Genomic DNA, 17851 nt, shown 5'->3' with positions numbered 1-17851 from the left:
CTGACGGTCCAGCCGGGTGACCCGCCCGGTCGGCCCGGAGCCCGCCCGGGACACGGCCGCCGGCCGTGCGGCCGGTGGCGGCGCACGCAGCCACGCCGATGACGATGCTGCCGGCCTTCCGAGGCGGAGCCGGCGAGGCGGCCCCGAAGCCCCCGGGATCCCGCGGAGCTAGATGGCTTCCTTCCGCGTCAGATAGTTGAACGACACCCATCCCGGCAGCACCGGCAGCCAGAACGTCATCAGCCGGAACAGCAGCACCGCGGAGATCGCCACCTCCTTCTCCAGCCCGGCCGCGATCAGCCCCAGCGTCAGCGTGGTCTCCACCGCGCCGATGCCGCCGGGCGTGGGCGCCGCCGAGCCGAGCGCGTTGCCCGCGAGGAAGACCACCGCGATGCTCGCGTAGCTCAGCGTGTCCCCGCCCCCGAAGGCGCGGATGGACGCGTCCAGGCACATCACGAAGCAGCCGGTCAGCAGCAGCGTGCCGCCGATGCCCGTCATCAGCTTCTGCGGCCGCTGGAGCACGTCCAGCATGCGCGGCACCACACCCGCGAACAGCGCCCGCACCCGCGTCACCACGAACTTCCGCAGGAACGGCACCGCCGTGACGACCAGCACCAGCACCGCCACCGTCAGCAGACCCGCGATGACCGTCCTCGACGGGGTCATCTCGGGGGTCTTCTCCGTCCCCGTCAGGTATCCGAAGGACAGCAGCAGCAGGATGTGGCAGGCCAGCGAGAACAGCTGCGAGGCGCCGACACTCGCCACCGCCAGCCCCGGCCGCACCCCCGCCCGCTGGAGGAACCGCGTGTTCAGCGCGTACCCGCCGACCGCCGCGGGGGCCACCAGCTTCACGAAGGAGCCCGCCACCTGCGTGACCACCGACCGCAGGAACGACACCCGCTCGGGTACGAACCCCAGCAGGCTCATCGCCGCCGCCACGTAGGTGAGCGCCGAGAAGGCCAGCGCGGCCCCCACCCAGCCCCACTGCGCCTCGCCGACGATCGTCGCGAAGTCGACGTGGGCCAGCTGGGTCAGCAGGAAGTACGCGCCGAAGGCGCCCGCGATGAACGACACCAGCGTCCGCGGCCGGATCCGCTCCAGCCGGGCCGGCTCCACCGGGGCCTGCGGGCGGATCAGCAGCACCTGCCGGCGGATCTGGCTCAGCAGGTCCTCCTCCCGCGCCCCTTCCAGCGCGTCGTCCAGCGCCCTCTTCTCCGCCTTGCGCTCCGCGGCCGCCGAGGTCCCGGAGGTTCCCGACGCCGCCTCGCGGGCCGCCTTCGCCGCCCGGGAGGACTCCAGCACGGCCTCCCGCTGCCGGTCGGCCCGCTCCCGGGCCAGCCTGCGCAGCGTCGCCCGCGTGGAGCGGCTCAGCGCGATCGGCTGGAGCAGCGGCAGGCAGTCCGCGACCGTGTCCGGGCCCAGCACCGACACCGCCGAGGCCACCGACCGCTCCGCGCCGACCCGCAGGCCGAGCGTGGTCAGCAGCTGGGCGACGTCCATCCGCAGGACGAGGTCGCCGGCGGCGATCTCGCCGCCCCGCAGGTCGGTGAGGACGACCTTGCCGGAACGATCCACCACCAACGCGTCCCCCGTGAGGCGGCGGTGGGCGATCCGGCGCGACTGGAGGGCCCTCACCTGTTCCCACGCGTTGCGGCTCAGCTCGTCGGTGATCTCCTCGTCGGGGAGGGCGTCGAGGGTGCGGCCGCCCAGGTGCTCGTAGACGAGCATCACGGCGTCCGGGCCCAGCTCGGAGGTGGCGATCAGCCTCTGCGCGTTCGCCCCGGCCGCGATCGCCGCGTACGCGAGGAGGGCCTCCTGCTCCAGGGCCTGCCGCAGCGACTGGATGCTGCGCCGGGTGGTGATCCCGCGCAGGGTCATCCGCCGCCAGACCCGGTAGAAGAACCCCTGCGCCTGCTGCTCGCGGTCCACGACGGTGACGTCCAGCGGCGGGCCGTCCTCCAGCGTGACGTGGTAGCGCCGGCCCCGGTCGCCGGTCTCGGCGGCGTCCCCGTCGGACGCCTCCGCGCGCATCGCGCTGACCGGCTGGAAGCCGACGCGGCGCAGTCCGGCGAGGAGGTGCTGCCCGGTGGGGCGGACGTTCGGCGAGCCGACCGCGTACAGGGTCCCGTACGCGACGCTCCAGCCGATCAGCACCGTCAGGATGATCGAGAAGGGTGTGGTGTACCCGCTGACCAGCATCGCGAAGGCGTCCAGCAGCAGCACCACCCACAGCGCCACCCGCCAGCGCGGCCGCCGCGTCATCCCGACGGCGGTCATGTACGCGATCACGGGCGCGAGGTACCCGTGCACCGGGTCGGTGAGCGCCCCGCCGCCGGCGGAGCGGGTCAGGGCGTCCTGGATGGTCGCCGGGGCGGCCTGGGAGACCCACAGGTCGGTGGCGAGGGTGACTCCGTGCGCGAGGACGGCGGCGAGGACGCCGTCGGCGATGCGCAGCCCGTCGCGTTTGATCAGCCGCTCGATGGCGAAGGCGACGGGCACGAGGAGCACCGCGATGCTGGACACCAGGCCCGCGACCTTGATCAGCACGTCGGGCGCCTGGCCGGTGCCCTTGCTGATGTCGGCCTCCAGGCCCACGGTCGTGCCGTGGGCGAAGGCGGCGATGCCGAGCACGACGGCGATCCCGAGGACGCCGACGAGGAGGCGCACCAGGTCGGAGGGGCGGTGCACGCGGGCGGCGAGCAGCGGCTCGTCCACCTGGACGCGGTCGGCCGCCGTCGGGGTGTGGCCGGGCGGGTCGTCGGGGTGCGGGTCGTGCCCGGCCGACCGGGCGCTCCCGCCCGCGCCGGCGTCCCCGGCGGCCGCCCCGGGGGCGTCCTCGGAGGGCCCGCCGCGCGTGTCCGCGGCGGGCTCGCCGGGGTGTGTGCCGGCCCCGTCGGGCGCGTCGTCGTGCGGGCGGGCGTCCCCGCCCGATCCCGCGCCGCCGTCCGGAGGGCTCACACCCCGCTCCTTCGCCGTCACTTCCATCTCTTCTTGATCACGTATCACCAGTCACCGCCCGGAAGATGGTGGCACGGACCGGCGCCCTCGCGGGGCATCAGGGTGCGCGCCGGTATGGAACCGAAGCTTCCGCCGAGGCGCCCCCGGCATCCGGCACCATGGGCCGAATGAGCGGAGAGCTGCCCGCGTATGCGGAGCGGGTACTGGAGGTGGCCGAGCGGATTCCGCCCGGCCGGGTGATGACGTACGGCGACGTCGCCGAGTGGCTCGGCGAGGGCGGACCCCGCCAAGTCGGGCGCGTCATGGCCCTGTACGGAGGAGCCGTGCCCTGGTGGCGGGTGGTGCGCGCGGACGGCGTCCCCCTGCCCGGACACGAGCGGCGCGCCCTGGAGCACTACCGCACGGAGGGCACCCCGCTGCGCGAGACCCCCTCCGGCGAACCGCGTCTGGCGATGCGGCGGGCACGCTGGGACGGGAGCGGGGCCTCGGCCGGAGGCGACGAGACTCACACCTGACGGCTGCGGCCATCCGGAATCCGGACGGGCACCCGGGGGCCCGTACGGGGGACGGCCCGCGGGGCCGCCGGGTCGACGCCCGGGCCCACCGGGAGGGACTGCGGCGCCCCTCCCGGTTGCCGTAGCGTTGCCTCTTCGGCTCCGGCGCCCGCGCCGGCCGCCCGGCTGACCGCACCCGCAGACCCACCAGGACCGGCACCCCACGTGATCACCTCTTCTCCCGGCCGCTCGGAGCGGCGTACGCGTACGCCCGACGCGTACCGCCTGGTGCGCACCGGCCCGCGGCAGGTGGCCCCCCCTGTTCTGGACGCGGCCCAGCGGGCGGTGGTTGATCACACCGGCGGACCGCTGCTCGTCCTGGCCGGCCCGGGCACCGGCAAGACCACCACCCTCGTGGAGGCGGCCGCCGCCCGCGTCGAGGCCGGCACCGACCCGGCCCGCATCCTCATCCTCACCTTCAGCCGCAAGGCGGCCGTCGAGCTGCGCGACCGCGCCGCCCTGCGGCTCGGTGGCGCCCGCGCCCCGCAGGCCACCACCTTCCACTCCTTCTGCTACGGCCTGGTCCGCGCCCACCAGGACCACGAGCTCTTCGCCGACCCGCTGCGGCTGCTGTCCGGACCGGAGCAGGACGTGATGGTCCGCACCCTGCTGGAGGGCCAGCGCCGGCTGCGCTCCATCCGCTGGCCAGAGGACCTGCGGGCCGCGCTCACCACGCGCGGCTTCGCGGACGAGGTACGCGCCGTCCTGGCCCGCGCCCGCGAGCTGGGCCTGGGCCCGCGCGCCCTCGCCGGCTTCGCCGACCGCATCGGCCGCCCCGACTGGAAGGCGGCCGCCGCCTTCCTCTCCGAGTACCTCGACGTCCTGGACCTCCAGGGCTCCCTCGACTACGCCGAGCTCGTGCACCGTGCCGTCCTGCTGGCGGAGGAGACCCCGTCCGTCTCCTCCTCGTACGACGTGATCTGCGTGGACGAGTACCAGGACACCGACGCCTCCCAGCTGAGGCTGCTGCGCGCCCTGAACGGCCCGGCGGGGACGCTGGTCGCCTTCGGCGACCCGGACCAGTCGATCTACGCCTTCCGGGGCGCCGACATCAACAACGTCCTCGACTTCGAGTCCTCCTTCCCGGGTGCGGAGGTCCGGGCCCTGACCGTGGGCCGCCGCTCGGGCGCGAACCTCCTGGCCGCCACCCGCCTGCTCACCGCCCGGATGCCGGTCCCGCGCCTGCCCGCCGCCGCCGTACGGGCCCACCGCGACCTCGCGCCCACCCGCGAGGGCGGCAGCGTGGAGGTGTACACGTACCCGACGGCCGGGGCCGAGCTGGACAACATCGCCGACATCCTCCGCCGGGCCCACCTGGAGGACGGGGTGCCCTGGCACGACATGGCCGTCCTGGTCCGCTCGGGCGGCCGCACCCTGCCGGCGATGCGCCGCGCCCTGATCGCGGCGGGCGTCCCGGCGGAGACGGACGCCACGACCACCCCCCTCCGACACGAACCGGCCCTGTCCCCCCTCCTGACGGCCCTCCGCCTCACCGCCACGGCCGCGGCCGCGGCTGCCGCCGCGCCGGACGCGGACCCGGGCGGTTCGGCGCCGGGCGCCGCGGGTGTCGAGGGGTCGGCCTCCGCCGTACCGGAACCGACCGGGTCCGGACCCGCCGGGGCGGGCCTGCCCGTCCCGGCGGGACCCCCGACGGCCGCAGGCGCCGAGGAGCGCGAGCCCGCTCGCGACTTCGGGGCGGGCGGGTCGGCGCTTCCCCCGCACCCCGGCACCCCGGCGGCGGCCGGTCGGGCCGACGGCGCCGACGTGCACGGGCCCGCTCACGGTTCCGGGCAGGGCGGGGCGGACCTTCCCCCCGGCCCCGCCGCCACCGCGGAGCCCGTGACCGCCGGAGGCGAAGGGTGGGTCGGGGTCGAGGACGCCGCCGAGCTGCTCGGATCGCCGCTCGGCGGGATGGACGCCGCCGATCTGCGCCGCCTCGGGCGGGCCCTGCGGGACGAGGAGCGGGCCGCCGGCGCCGCCGTGCCCGCGCCCTCCGACGTCCTGCTCGCCCGCGCCCTCGCCGAGCCCGAGCGCCTCACCGCGCACGACCCCGCGTACGCCCGCGGCGCGCAGCGCCTCGGCCTGCTCCTGCGCAAGACCCGCGAGCTCCTCCAGGGCGGCGGCACCGCCGAAGAGGCCCTCTGGACCCTCTGGGACGGCACCCCCTGGCCGCAGCGCCTCGAACGCCAGGCCCGCCGCGGCGGCCCCGCCGGCCGCAACGCCGACCGCGACCTCGACGCCGTCTGCGCCCTTTTCGACAACGCCGCCCGCGCCGAGGAGCGCACCGGCGGCCGTGGCGCGCTCAACTTCCTGGAGCAGCTCGAGGCCGAGGACATCGCCGCCGACACCCTCACCACCCGCGCCGTGCGCTCCGACGCCGTGCGCCTGATGACCGCCCACCGCTCCAAGGGTCTGGAGTGGGGCCTCGTCGTCGTCGCCGGGGTCCAGGAAGGGCTCTGGCCCGACCTGCGCCGCCGCGGCTCCCTCCTGGAGGCCGACCGCATCGGACGCGACGGCCTCGCCGAGCCCCTCACCCCCGGCGCCCTCCTCGCCGAGGAACGGCGGCTCTTCTACGTCGCCGCCACCCGCGCCCGCCACCGCCTCGTCGTCACCGCCGTCAAGGCGCCCGCCGAGGACGGCGACCAGCCCTCCCGCTTCCTCACCGAGCTCGGCGTCACCCCCAAGGACGTCACCGGCCGCCCCCGCCGCCCCCTCGCCGTCGCCGCGCTCGTCGCCGAGCTGCGCGCCACCACCGTCGACCCCGAGGCCTCGCCCGCCCTGCGCGACGCCGCCGCCCGGCGCCTGGCCCGGCTCGCCGCGCTCACCGACGACGAGGACCGCCCCCTGGTCCCCGCCGCGCACCCGCAGCGCTGGTGGGGCCTGTACGAGCCCACCCGCGCCCCCGCCCCCCTCCGCGATCCCGACCGGGCGCTGAACCTCTCGCCCAGCTCCCTGGAGCAGCTGGCCGGCACCTGCTCCCTCCAGTGGTTCCTCGGCCGCGAGGTCAAGGCCGACGCCCCCTCCACCGCGGCCCAGGGCTTCGGCAACGTCGTCCACGTCCTCGCCGACGAGGTCGCCTCCGGCCGCACCCCCGCCGACCTCGCCGTCCTCATGGAGCGCCTGGACTCCGTCTGGGACGCCCTCGCCTTCGACGCGCCCTGGAAGTCCCGCCAGGAGAAGGACAACGCCCGCGCCGCCCTGGAACGCTTCCTGCGCTGGCACACCACCGATCGCGGCGGCCGCACCGCCGTGGCCACCGAGCACGACTTCGACGTCACCCTCGACGCCGGCGAGTACGCCGTCCGCATCCGCGGCTCCATGGACCGCGTCGAGGCCGACCCGCAGGGCCGCGCGTACGTCGTGGACTTCAAGACCGGCAAGGGCGCCCCCACCCGCGACGAGGTCGCCCGCCACCCCCAGCTCGCCGTCTACCAGCTCGCCGTCCGCGAGGGGGCCGTCGACGAGGTCTTCGACGGCCGGCGCCCCGAACCCGGCGGCGCCGAGCTCGTCCAGCTGCGCCAGGGCGCCGCGCAGCGCGACGGCGGCGACGAGGTCCCGAAGATCCAGGCGCAGGAGGCGCTGTCCGCGGGCAGCTCCGGCGAGTGGGTCGGCGACCTGCTGGCCACCGCCGCGGGCCGGGTCCTGGACGAACGCTTCGCACCCGCCACCGGCGAACACTGCAAGCGCTGCTCCTTCCGCAGCTCGTGCAGCGCCCTCCCCGAGGGCCGCCAGACCGTGGAGTGAGACGGCGGCCGGGAGTGTCGGCGCGGGCGGCTAGCCTTTTGAGGTGACCGCGTACGACTCCGGGCGCGCCCCCGTCCTCGACGATCCCGAGCAGCTCAAGGAGCTCCTCGGGATCCCCTTCACGCCCGAACAGCTGGCCTGCGTCACCGCCCCGCCCGCCCCCCAGGTCATCGTCGCCGGAGCCGGCTCCGGCAAGACCACGGTCATGGCCGCCCGCGTCGTCTGGCTCGTCGGCACCGGCGCCGTCGCCCCCGAACAGGTCCTCGGCCTCACCTTCACCAACAAGGCCGCCGGCGAACTCGCCGAACGCGTACGCAAAGCCCTTGCACGGGCCGGCATCACCGACCCCGACCCTCCCCCCGGCTTCGCCGGGGAGACCCCCGCCCCGGCCGGCCCCGACGCGGCCGGCGGCGAGCCCCGGATCTCCACCTACCACGCCTTCGCCGGCCAGCTCCTCAAGGACCACGGCCTGCGCATCGGCCTGGAACCCAGCGCCCGCCTCCTCGCCGACGCCACCCGCTTCCAGCTCGCCGCCAAGGTGCTCCGCGAGGCCCCCGGCCCCTACCCCGCCCTCACCAAGTCGCTCCCCGACCTGGTCGGCGACCTCCTCGCGCTCGACGCGGAGCTCTCCGAGCACCTGGTCGAGCCGGCGGAGCTGCGCGCGTACGACACGGACCTCCTCGGCGTCCTCGCGGACACCCGGCTCACCAACGAGGACCTGCGCAAGGCCCCCGCGGCCGTCCGCGGCCGCCTGGAGCTGCTGGAGCTCGTCGTCCGCTACCGCGAGGCCAAGCGCTCCCGCGACCTGTTCGACTTCGGCGACCAGATAGCCCTCTCCGCGCGGCTCGCCACCACCCGCCCCGAGGTCGGCTCCCTGCTGCGCGACGAGTTCCGCGTCGTCCTCCTCGACGAGTACCAGGACACCTCCGTCGCCCAGCGGCTGCTGCTGTCCGGCCTCTTCGGCGGGGGCACGGGACACGCCGTCACCGCCGTCGGCGACCCCTGCCAGGCCATCTACGGGTGGCGCGGCGCGTCCGTCGCCAACCTCGACGACTTCCCCGAGCACTTCCCGCACGCCGACGGCAGCCCAGCGACCCGGCTCTCGCTCAGCGAGAACCGCCGCAGCGGCGGCCGTCTGCTGGACCTCGCCAACGGGCTCGCCGCCCCGCTGCGCGCCATGCACGAGGGCGTCGAGGCGCTGCGCCCCGCCCCGGGCGCCGAACACGACGGCCTGGTCCGCTGCGCGCTGCTGCCCACCCACGCCGAGGAGCTGGAGTGGGTCGGCGACTCCGTCGCGCACCTGGTGCGGACGGGCACGGAACCGGGCGAGATCGCCGTTCTGTGCCGCTCGGCCGCCGACTTCGCCCGCATCCAGGCGGTGCTGGTCGCCCGGGACGTCCCGGTGGAGGTCGTCGGCCTGTCCGGCCTCCTGCACCTGCCCGAGGTGGCGGACCTGGTCTCGGTCTGCGAGGTGCTCCAGGACCCCGGCGCCAACGCCGCCCTGGTCCGCCTCCTCATCGGCCCGCGCTGGCGGATCGGCGCCCGCGACCTGGCGCTGCTCGGCCGCCTGGCCCGTCAGCTGGTCGCCCGCCCCGGCGCCTCCGCCGGCCCCGACGGCCGCCTGGCGGCGGCGGTCGAGGGCGTCGACCCGGCCGAGGTCGTCTCCCTCGCCGACGCCCTGGAGACCTTCCTGGACGGCTCGGCCGCCCAGGACCTCCCCTTCTCCGCGGCCGCCCGGGTCCGCTTCGCGCACCTCGCGCAGGAACTCCGCGACCTGCGCCGCTCCCTCTCCGACCCGCTCATGGACGTCCTGCACCGGGTCCTGGCCACCACGGGCCTGGACGTGGAACTCGAGGCCTCCCCGCACGCCCTGGCGGCCCGCCGGCGCGAGACCCTCTCGAACTTCCTGGACGTCGCGGCCGGCTTCGCGGCGCTGGACGGCGAGGCCACCCTGCTGGCCTTCCTGGGCTTCCTGCGCACGGCCGCCCAGTACGAGAAGGGCCTGGACCACGCCCTGCCGGGCGGCGAGAACACGGTGAAGGTCCTCACGGCCCACAAGTCCAAGGGCCTGGAGTGGGACGTGGTGGTCGTTCCCGACCTGTGCGCCGGCTCCTTCCCGAAGGAGAAGGCCCCGGAGGCGTGGACGGCGTACCCGAAGGTGCTCCCGTACGCCCTGCGCGGCGACGCCGACACCCTCCCGGCCGACCCGGCGTGGACCTCGGCGGGCCTGAAGTCCTTCAAGGCGGCGCTGAAGTCCCACAAGGAGACGGAAGAACTCCGCCTCGGCTACGTCACCTTCACCCGCCCCCGCTCCCTCCTGCTGGCCTCGGGCCACTGGTGGGGCCCCACCCAGAAGCGCCGCCGGGGCCCGTCGGCCTTCCTCCAGGCCCTCCACGACCACTGCGCCCGGGGCCACGGCGAGATCGAGGCCTGGGCGGACGCCCCCGCCCCCGACGCCGAGAACCCGGCCCTGGCCGAGGACGGCGCCCCGGACCACTCCTGGCCCCTCCCGCTGGACCCGGACTCCCTCGCCCTGCGCCGCCGGGCCGCCGCCCTGGTCGAATCCCACCTGACCACCCCGGCACCACCCCCTGCGGAACCCCCCTACCTCTGGCCCCCCGACTGCGAGGACCCGTCCTACGACTCCTACGACTCCTACGAGGGCGAACCCCCACCGGAGGAACCCGAAGCCCCCGACGACCTGTGGGCGGGCGAAGCCGTGCCCGCGGTCCCGGGAACGGTCCCGGCCGAGGCCGGCCCAGGTGCGTCCCGAGGCGGTCCGGCCGACGACCTCTGGGCCGGCGAGGCCGTGCTGCCCGTAGCCGGGCCGGGGCCCGAGGGCACGGGCCCCGCCCGGCCGCAGCAGGCGGCGCAGCCGTACCCGTACGCCGCCGGACCCGAGGGCGCCGCGCCGCGGCCGCAGCCGCACGTACCCCAGCTCCCCGCAGGCGCCCCCCTCACCCCCGAAGAGGCCCGGACCATCGCCTCCTGGGACCGGGACCTCGACGCCCTGGAGGGCGAGCTGCTGCGCGCCCGCGCCGCCGTGCGCGACGTGGAGCTGCCCGCCGCCCTCTCCGCCAGCCAGCTCCTGCGCCTCGCCGCCGACGAGCAGGCTTTCGTCCGCGACCTCGCCCGCCCCATGCCCAAGCCCCCGCAGCCCGCGGCCCGCCAGGGCACCCGCTTCCACGCCTGGGTCGAGTCCCGCTTCGACGCGCTGCCCCTGCCCCACCTCGACGTCCTCGACCCCGCCACCGACCTGCCCGGCACCGACCAGGAGATCGCCGACGCCGCCGACCTCGAGGCCCTCAAGGCCGCCTTCGAGCGCAGCGAGTACGCCGAGCGCACCCCGTACCGGATGGAGGCCCCCGTCCAGCTCACGCTTGCCGGCCGGGTGATCCGCGGCCGGATCGACGCCGTCTACCGCAACCCCGACGGCTCGTACGAGGTCGTCGACTGGAAGACCGGCCGCACCACGCAGGCCGACCCCCTCCAGCTCGCGGTCTACCGCCTCGCCTGGGCGGAAGCCACCGGCACCCCCCTCGACCGGGTCGCCGCCGCCTTCCTCCACGTCCGCAGCGGCCGCGTCGTCCGCCCCCGCGACCTCCCCGGACGGGAGCGTCTTGAGCGGATCCTCCAAGGAGAATCGGGCACTGACAGTGCCCACCAGGTGGACGGCTAGGCTCGTGGCCATGAGCGAAACCCCGGACAACGTCGTCCGCACGTACATCGACACGCACCGCACGGCCTTCCTCGACGACCTCGCCGAGTGGCTGCGCATCCCGTCCGTGTCGGCGCAGCCCGAGCACGCGGGCGACGTACGCCGCAGCGCCGAATGGCTCGCCGCGAAGCTGAAGGAGACCGGCTTCCCGGTCGCCGAAGTCCGGGAGACGGCCGGCGCCCCCGCCGTCTTCGCCCACTGGCCGGCCGCCGACCCGGCCGCCCCCACCGTCCTCGTCTACGGCCACCACGACGTCCAGCCCGCCGCCCTCGCCGACGGCTGGCACACCGAGCCCTTCGAGCCCGTCGTCAAGGACGGCCGGATGTACGGGCGCGGCGCGGCCGACGACAAGGGACAGGTCCTCTTCCACACCCTCGGCGTGCGCGCCCATCTCGCCGCCACCGGCGCCGGGGCCCCCGCCGTACACCTCAAGCTCCTCATCGAGGGCGAGGAGGAGTCCGGCTCCCCGAACTTCCGCGCGCTCGTCGAGGACCGCGCCGCCGAGCTCGCCGCCGACGTCGTGATCGTCTCCGACACCGGCATGTGGTCCGAGACCACGCCCACCGTCTGCACCGGCATGCGCGGCGTCGCCGACTGCGAGATCGACCTCCACGGCCCCGACCAGGACATCCACTCGGGCGCCTTCGGCGGAGCCGTGCCCAACCCGGCCACCGTCGCCGCCCGCCTCGTCGCGGCCCTGCACGACGAGGACGAGCGGGTCACGATCCCCGGCTTCTACGACGGCATCACCGAGCTCACCGACGCCGAGCGCCGGCTGATCTCCGAGCTGCCCTTCGACGAGGCCGAGTGGCTGCGCACGGCCAAGTCCCACGCCGCCTCCGGCGAGGCCGGCTACTCCACCCTGGAGCGTGTCTGGGCCCGCCCGACCGCCGAGGTCAACGGCATCGGCGGCGGCTACCAGGGCCCCGGCGGCAAGACCATCGTCCCCGCCTCCGCCCACCTGAAGCTCTCGTTCCGTCTGGTCTCGGGGCAGGACCCGTACGAGGTCGAGGCCGCCGTACGGGAATGGGTCGCGGCCCGCGTCCCCGCCGGCATCCGGCACTCGATCACCTTCGGCGCGCCCACCCGCCCCTGCCTCACCCCGCTGGACCACCCCGCGCTCCAGTCCGTCGTGCGCGCCATGGGCCGCGCCTTCGGGCAGCAGGTCCGCTTCACCCGCGAGGGCGGCTCGGGACCGGCGGCCGACCTCCAGGACGTCCTGGACGCCCCCGTCCTCTTCCTCGGGATCTCCGTCCCCTCCGACGGCTGGCACTCCCCGAACGAGAAGGTCGAGCTGGACCTGCTCCTCAAGGGCGTCGAGACCGCCGCCCACCTGTGGGGCGACCTCGCCGAGAACTGGGCCCCGCCCGCGCCCGTCGCGGCGGCCGCCACCACCGCCTGACCGCACGCACCCGCGTCCGTACGCCTGCCTTGTCCCATCCACCGGGGGAGTTGGAAGTACCCGTGAGCACGCACACCGAGCGCCCACTGTCTCTCACCGCGCCCAGCGACATAGACCGCGCCGCGCACCACCGCCTCGACGAGGCCTGGCTCGCCGCCGCCTGGAGCCACCCGACGACGCGCGTCTTCGTCGTCTCCGGCGGCCAGGTGCTGATCGACGACACCCCCGACGGCGGCACCGGCATCGTGATGACCGCGGCCTTCGAGGCCCCGGCCACCGAGACCCACCGGTACTTCCTGGGCACCGACGAGGACGGCGTACGGTACTTCGCCCTGCAGAAGGACTCGCTGCCGGGCCGCATGGACCAGTCGGCCCGCCCCGCCGGGCTCCGCGAGGCCGGCCTGCTGCTGTCCCCACGCGACGCCGGTCTGATGGTGCACGCGGTCGCGCTGGAGAACTGGCAGCGCATGCACCGCTTCTGCTCCCGCTGCGGCGAGCGCACGGTGGTCGCGGCGGCCGGGCACATCCGCCGCTGCCCCGGCTGCGGCGCCGAGCACTACCCGCGCACCGACCCGGCGGTGATCATGCTGGTCACCGACGAGCAGGACCGCGCCCTGCTGGGCCGCCAGGTGCACTGGCCCGAGGGCCGCTTCTCCACGCTGGCCGGGTTCGTGGAGCCCGGAGAGTCGATCGAGCAGGCCGTCGTCCGTGAGGTGTGGGAGGAGGCGGGCGTGCGGATCGGCGAGGTCGAGTACGTCGCCAGCCAGCCCTGGCCCTTCCCGTACAGCCTGATGCTGGGCTTCAACGCCCGCGCCGTCAGCTCCGAGATCACGGTCGACGGCGAGGAGATCCAGGAGGCCCGCTGGTTCTCGCGCGAGGAACTGTGCGAGGCGTTCGAGTCCGGGGCGGTCCTCCCGCCCTCGGGGATCTCGATCGCGGCCCGGCTCGTCGAGCTCTGGTACGGCCGGCCGCTGCCCAAGCCCGCGCCGTAACGTCCCTCACACGCGGAAGGCCCCCGCCTCGGCGGGGGCCTTCCGCTGCCGCGGGCCGGGCGGCCGTCAGACCGCCAGGGCCTGCTTGACCTGGGCGAGGCTCGGGTTCGTCATCACGGACTCGTTGCCGGCGGAGGACTTCACGAGCACGGTCGGGACGGTCTGGTTCCCGCCGTTGGCCTGCTCCACGAACTTGGCGGACTCGGGGTCGAGCTCGATGTTGATCTCGTTGTACGCGATGCCCTCGCGGTCCAGCTGCGTCTTCAGCCGACGGCAGTAGCCGCACCAGGTGGTGCTGTACATCGTGACCGTGCCCGTGTCCTGCATGCTCGCTCCTCTGTGAGGTCTGGGGGTACCGGAGCCCCGCCCGGTCCGAGTACTCGAACGTACGCCGCCCCCCGGCCATTCCCGGCCGCCGCCCGGTATGACCCATCCGACAACCTGCCCGGTCCTGTGGACGGATTTCCCGGCCGCCCCACCCGACCTGGCAGCATGTTGGGGTGACAGCAGCAACGCACTCCTCATCGTTCCCGGCCGGCCCGGGTACCGACGCGGCCGACGCCGACGCCGTGCTCCTGGGCCTCGACCCGGAGCAGCGCGAGGTCGCCACGACCCTGCGCGGCCCGGTGTGCGTGCTGGCCGGAGCCGGTACCGGCAAGACCCGCGCGATCACCCACCGGATCGCGTACGGGGTCCGCTCCGGGCAGCTCATGCCGGCCAGCGTGCTCGCCGTCACCTTCACCAACCGCGCCGCCGGGGAGATGCGCGGTCGGCTGCGCGCCCTCGGCGCCGGCGGGGTCCAGGCCCGGACCTTCCACTCCGCCGCCCTGCGCCAGCTCCAGTACTTCTGGCCCAAGGCCGTCGGCGGCGACCTTCCCCGGCTCCTCGAGCGCAAGATCCAGTTCGTGGCCGAGGCCGGCGCGCGCTGCCGCGTCCGTCTCGACCGGGGCGAGCTGCGCGACGTCACCAGCGAGATCGAGTGGGCCAAGGTCACCCAGACCGTCCCCGCCGACTACCCGGCCGCCGCCCTCAAGGCGGGCCGCGAGGCCCCCCGGGACGCGGCCGAGATCGCCCAGATCTACAGCACCTACGAGCAGCTCAAGCGCGACCGCGGGATGATCGACTTCGAGGACGTGCTGCTCCTCACCGTCGGCATCCTCCAGGACCGGCACGACATCGCCGAGCAGATCCGCGCCCAGTACCAGCACTTCGTGGTGGACGAGTACCAGGACGTCAGCCCGCTCCAGCAGCGGCTCCTGGAACTGTGGCTCGGCGAGCGCGACAGCCTCTGCGTCGTCGGCGACGCCAGCCAGACCATCTACTCCTTCACCGGCGCCACCCCCGACCACCTGCTCGACTTCCGCAGCCGCTACCCCCGCGCCACCGTCGTCAAGCTGGTCCGCGACTACCGCTCCACCCCCCAGGTGGTCCACCTCGCCAACGGCCTGCTGGCCCAGGCCCGGGGGCGGGCCGCCGAGCACCGGCTGGAGCTGCTCTCCCAGCGCGAGCCCGGCCCCGACCCGGTCTACGCCGAGTACCCCGACGAGCCCGCCGAGGCCGAGGGCGTCGCCCGCCGGGTCCGCGACCTGATCGCCGCCGGGGTCCCGGCCGGCGAGATCGCCGTGCTCTACCGCATCAACGCCCAGTCCGAGGTCTACGAGCAGGCCCTCGCCGACGCCGGGGTTCCCTACCAGCTGCGCGGCGCCGAGCGCTTCTTCGAGCGGGCCGAGGTCCAGAAGGCGGTCCTCGCCCTGCGCGGAGCCGCCCGCTCCGCCGGCAACGACCCGCTGCTCGACGACATCGTGGAGCTCGGCTCCCAGGTCCGGGCCGTGCTCAGCTCCACGGGCTGGACCGCCGAGCCGCCCGCCGGCTCGGGTGCCGTGCGCGACCAGTGGGAGTCGCTGGCCGCGCTGGTCCGCCTCGCCGAGGACTTCGCCCGCAGCCGGCCCGGCGCCGGCCTGGCCGAGCTCACCGTCGAGCTGGACGAGCGCAGGGCCGCCCAGCACGCCCCGACCGTCCAGGGCGTCACCCTCGCCTCACTGCACGCCGCGAAAGGCCTGGAGTGGGACGCCGTCTTCCTCGTCGGCCTCACCGACGGCATGGTGCCGATCACCTACGCCAAGACCGACGAGCAGGTCGAGGAGGAGCGCCGGCTGCTGTACGTCGGGGTCACCCGTGCGCGGCTGCACCTGACGCTCTCCTGGGCGCTCTCGCGGGCTCCGGGGGGCCGGGCCTCCCGTCGCCCCAGCCGCTTCCTGAACGGACTGCGGCCGGGCTCGGTGGCCCCCGCGGCTCGGACGGGAGTCCCGGCCGAACGCGGGGCCCGCAGGCGCGGCAGCCGGGGGCCGGCGCTGTGCCGGGTCTGCGGCAGGACCCTGACCGAGGCCGGGGACATGAAACTGATGCGCTGCGGGGACTGCCCGTCCGACATGGACGAGGGTCTCTACGAGCGGCTGCGCGAGTGGCGGGCCGGCCAGTCGAAGCTCCAGGGGCTGCCCGCGTACTGCGTCTTCACGGACAAGACGCTGATGGCCATCGCGGAGGCCGCGCCCTCCGAGCCGGGCGAGCTCTCGATGATCTCTGGAGTCGGCGGCCGCAAGCTCGACCGGTACGGGGCCGACGTCCTGGCGATCTGCGCAGGCCAGGAGCCTGCGGGCGAGGAACCTGACGACGCGTAGAAACTCGTCGGAAAAATAGTTTGCACATGCCGCACGGATCCCCATAGGTTCTTAGCAACGGAAACGGTGGCTTCTCCGAAGCCCCGGATCCGTGCTGTACTTATCCGAATACGCATGGGACAGGCCCTCGGGCCGGGTCCCCGAGACGCCGAGAGGAGGCGAGATCAGTGACCAGCTTCATGACCTTCACCAAAATGACCGATCGCTCGGTCGCCGCTTCCTGCCTGCTCGGTTCCGTCTCCCTCCGGGGCACCGGTCTGTCCGCGATTTGCGCCGACAAGCCCGCCCTGCTGGCGACCCTTCCGGTCAGCGAGCGCAACGAGCGACCGACCAAGGCACTGGTGGCAGTAGCGGAAGCCCCGCAGGCGCATGGCGCCTATGGCTTCGCGGCCGCAGCCGGTGCCGCCAATGCCGGATCCAAGACGCAGCAGACGAAGACGACGAAGCAGCAGCACCACCTGATGTGGGCCTTCCGTGGGCTCGAACCCTGGAGTGATCCAGCCTGATCGCATGATCAGGCCGGCGCCTTCAGGGCCGCGGAACCCCACCCGGGATCCGCGGCCCTTCTGTTTGTCCCCGACCGGGGATGACGGAGCGAAGGGGCCTCGGGACTGGCAGGACCAGGTAGCAGCCGCCACCCGGCCGACCGGCCGGAACGACTAGCCGAACAAGACGAGGAAGAGACAACCGTGCAACTCGAAGCGCACGCCCCGTCCGTGACCCAGACCCGAACGATCTCCCCGCCCGCAGTCCCGGAGGACCCCGCCTTGACCCCCCTCACCGCGCTCACCGCGCTCGACGACGCCATCGAGAACCTCGGCGTCCCGGTACCCTGCCGCACCTTCGACCCCGAGGTCTTCTTCGCCGAGTCCCCGGCGGACGTCGAGTACGCCAAGTCCCTCTGCGGCACCTGCCCGCTGGTCGAGGCCTGCCTCGCCGGCGCGAAGGAGCGCCGCGAGCCCTGGGGCGTCTGGGGCGGAGAGCTCTTCGTCCAGGGCGTGGTCGTGGCCCGCAAGCGGCCCCGCGGCCGCCCGCGCAAGAACCCGGTTGCTGCGGCATGACCGCCATCGGAACCATCGACCGCCCTCTGACGCACGACCCCTTGAAGCAGGCCCCCATGTCCCCCTACGCCACCACCAGCGAGCAGCCGAACGGCTCCGCCACCGCAGACTTCATCACCACCGGCGCGATCACCTCGCGTCAGAACAGGACCCGCGAAATGCAACTCATCCCAGAAGCCCTGGCCCGTGCGCATATGGACGACCGGCTGCGCGAGGTGGACGCCCAGCGTCACGCCGTGCGCCTGGTCGCCGCCCGGCGCATGCAGCGCAAGGCCGAGCGCGTTTCCCTGCGCGCCCGGCGTGCGCTCGCCATGGCCGTCATGCACTGACCGTCCCGCACCGGGCCGGAAACCGGCTCGAGGACGGCATGAAGGCCGCTTGAGCACCGCCGCAGCCGGCCGAACCCGGCCGACTGCGGCGGCACTCCCCGGAGGGACCGGTCCGAACGGACCGGTCCCTCCGGTGCGTTGCGGGGCCCGGCGCGGCCCGCCGGGGATATCGTCTGGTGGTGGACCAGCCGAATCCCCACCCCGCCCAGCGGGGACCCGAGGACCAGCCCGTCGTCTGCGCGCGCTGCGGCGCCCGCTCCCCGAACGGTGCCCCGCCCACCTGGACCTGCTCCGTGGAGAACGGGACCAGACAGTACTTCTGCGTCGACTGCGCGCGGGCCAACCTCCGGGCGATCGAGGGCCGGCTCGACTCCTCCTGGTGGTGACGCCCGCTCAGCCGGCCGTCCCCGCCCCA

12 protein-coding genes are annotated in these 17851 nt (G+C 74.8%); 10 read left to right on the top strand and 2 right to left on the bottom strand.

Annotated elements, in window-relative coordinates:
- Window positions 1–168 precede the first annotated feature (168 nt).
- Window positions 169–2985: a YbhN family protein gene (locus ACFY15_RS02815; RefSeq protein ID WP_390685238.1), complete on the bottom strand. Its 2817-nt coding sequence runs from the start codon at window positions 2983–2985 to the stop codon at window positions 169–171.
- A gap of 131 nt (window positions 2986–3116) precedes the next feature.
- Here ACFY15_RS02815 and ACFY15_RS02810 point away from each other — a divergent pair, with 131 nt between their 5' ends.
- The 5 genes from ACFY15_RS02810 (at window position 3117) to nudC (ending at window position 13368) form a co-directional block, all read left to right on the top strand.
- Window positions 3117–3473, top strand: a complete 357-nt coding sequence (locus ACFY15_RS02810) for an MGMT family protein (RefSeq protein WP_390685239.1) — start codon at window positions 3117–3119, stop codon at window positions 3471–3473.
- A 207-nt stretch (window positions 3474–3680) separates the two neighbouring features.
- Window positions 3681–7256, top strand: a complete 3576-nt coding sequence (locus ACFY15_RS02805; protein WP_390825038.1) for an ATP-dependent helicase — start codon at window positions 3681–3683, stop codon at window positions 7254–7256.
- A gap of 43 nt (window positions 7257–7299) precedes the next feature.
- Window positions 7300–10935, top strand: coding sequence for a UvrD-helicase domain-containing protein (locus ACFY15_RS02800; protein WP_390685240.1), 3636 nt, complete (start codon window positions 7300–7302; stop codon window positions 10933–10935).
- 10 nt (window positions 10936–10945) lie between these two features.
- Window positions 10946–12376, top strand: a complete 1431-nt coding sequence (locus ACFY15_RS02795; RefSeq protein WP_390685241.1) for a dipeptidase — start codon at window positions 10946–10948, stop codon at window positions 12374–12376.
- A gap of 50 nt (window positions 12377–12426) precedes the next feature.
- Window positions 12427–13368 carry an NAD(+) diphosphatase gene (gene nudC / locus ACFY15_RS02790; protein ID WP_390685242.1) on the top strand — a complete coding sequence of 314 codons (942 nt, stop codon included), beginning with the start codon at window positions 12427–12429 and terminating at the stop codon, window positions 13366–13368.
- A 66-nt stretch (window positions 13369–13434) separates the two neighbouring features.
- Here nudC and ACFY15_RS02785 read toward each other — a convergent pair whose 3' ends face one another.
- Window positions 13435–13695, bottom strand: a complete 261-nt coding sequence (locus ACFY15_RS02785) for a mycoredoxin (protein ID WP_045949161.1) — start codon at window positions 13693–13695, stop codon at window positions 13435–13437.
- 173 nt (window positions 13696–13868) lie between these two features.
- On the opposite strand from ACFY15_RS02785, the gene ACFY15_RS02780 reads away from it, so the two are divergent.
- The 5 genes from ACFY15_RS02780 to ACFY15_RS02760 all read left to right on the top strand — a co-directional run bounded on the left by ACFY15_RS02780 (window position 13869) and on the right by ACFY15_RS02760 (window position 17822).
- On the top strand, window positions 13869–16046 hold the full coding sequence (locus ACFY15_RS02780) for an ATP-dependent DNA helicase UvrD2 (RefSeq protein ID WP_390824905.1): 2178 nt from the start codon (window positions 13869–13871) through the stop codon (window positions 16044–16046).
- A gap of 179 nt (window positions 16047–16225) precedes the next feature.
- Entirely contained in the window at window positions 16226–16552 is a 327-nt protein-coding gene (locus ACFY15_RS02775; RefSeq protein WP_390685505.1) for a hypothetical protein, read from the top strand.
- A gap of 183 nt (window positions 16553–16735) precedes the next feature.
- The gene (locus tag ACFY15_RS02770; protein ID WP_042813617.1) at window positions 16736–17107 is read left to right on the top strand and encodes a WhiB family transcriptional regulator; all 372 of its coding nucleotides are present in this window, start codon (window positions 16736–16738) and stop codon (window positions 17105–17107) included.
- The gene (locus ACFY15_RS02765; protein ID WP_390685244.1) at window positions 17104–17436 is read left to right on the top strand and encodes a hypothetical protein; all 333 of its coding nucleotides are present in this window, start codon (window positions 17104–17106) and stop codon (window positions 17434–17436) included. Before ACFY15_RS02770 ends, ACFY15_RS02765 begins: the two co-directional genes overlap by 4 nt.
- A gap of 179 nt (window positions 17437–17615) precedes the next feature.
- Window positions 17616–17822: a hypothetical protein gene (locus tag ACFY15_RS02760; RefSeq protein WP_042813622.1), complete on the top strand. Its 207-nt coding sequence runs from the start codon at window positions 17616–17618 to the stop codon at window positions 17820–17822.
- The last annotated feature ends 29 nt before the right edge of the window (window positions 17823–17851 follow it).

It is taken from the genome of Streptomyces sp. NPDC001373 (assembly GCF_042895815.1).
In the GTDB taxonomy this organism is placed as follows: Bacteria; Actinomycetota; Actinomycetes; order Streptomycetales; family Streptomycetaceae; genus Streptomyces.
The sequence above is the reverse complement of the archived record's forward strand: the minus strand, read 5'-3'. Positions and strand labels throughout refer to the sequence as shown.

Bases quoted from the DNA above. Each gene is read 5' to 3' on its own strand.
- ACFY15_RS02815 (WP_390685238.1), bottom strand. From the start codon at position 2,985: ATGGAAGTGACGGCGAAGGAGCGGGGTGTGAGCCCTCCGGACGGCGGC.
- ACFY15_RS02810 (WP_390685239.1), top strand. From the start codon at position 3,117: ATGGGCCGAATGAGCGGAGAGCTGCCCGCGTATGCGGAGCGGGTACTG.
- ACFY15_RS02795 (WP_390685241.1), top strand. From the start codon at position 10,946: ATGAGCGAAACCCCGGACAACGTCGTCCGCACGTACATCGACACGCAC.
- ACFY15_RS02785 (WP_045949161.1), bottom strand. From the start codon at position 13,695: ATGCAGGACACGGGCACGGTCACGATGTACAGCACCACCTGGTGCGGC.
- ACFY15_RS02775 (WP_390685505.1), top strand. From the start codon at position 16,226: ATGACCTTCACCAAAATGACCGATCGCTCGGTCGCCGCTTCCTGCCTG.
- ACFY15_RS02765 (WP_390685244.1), top strand. From the start codon at position 17,104: ATGACCGCCATCGGAACCATCGACCGCCCTCTGACGCACGACCCCTTG.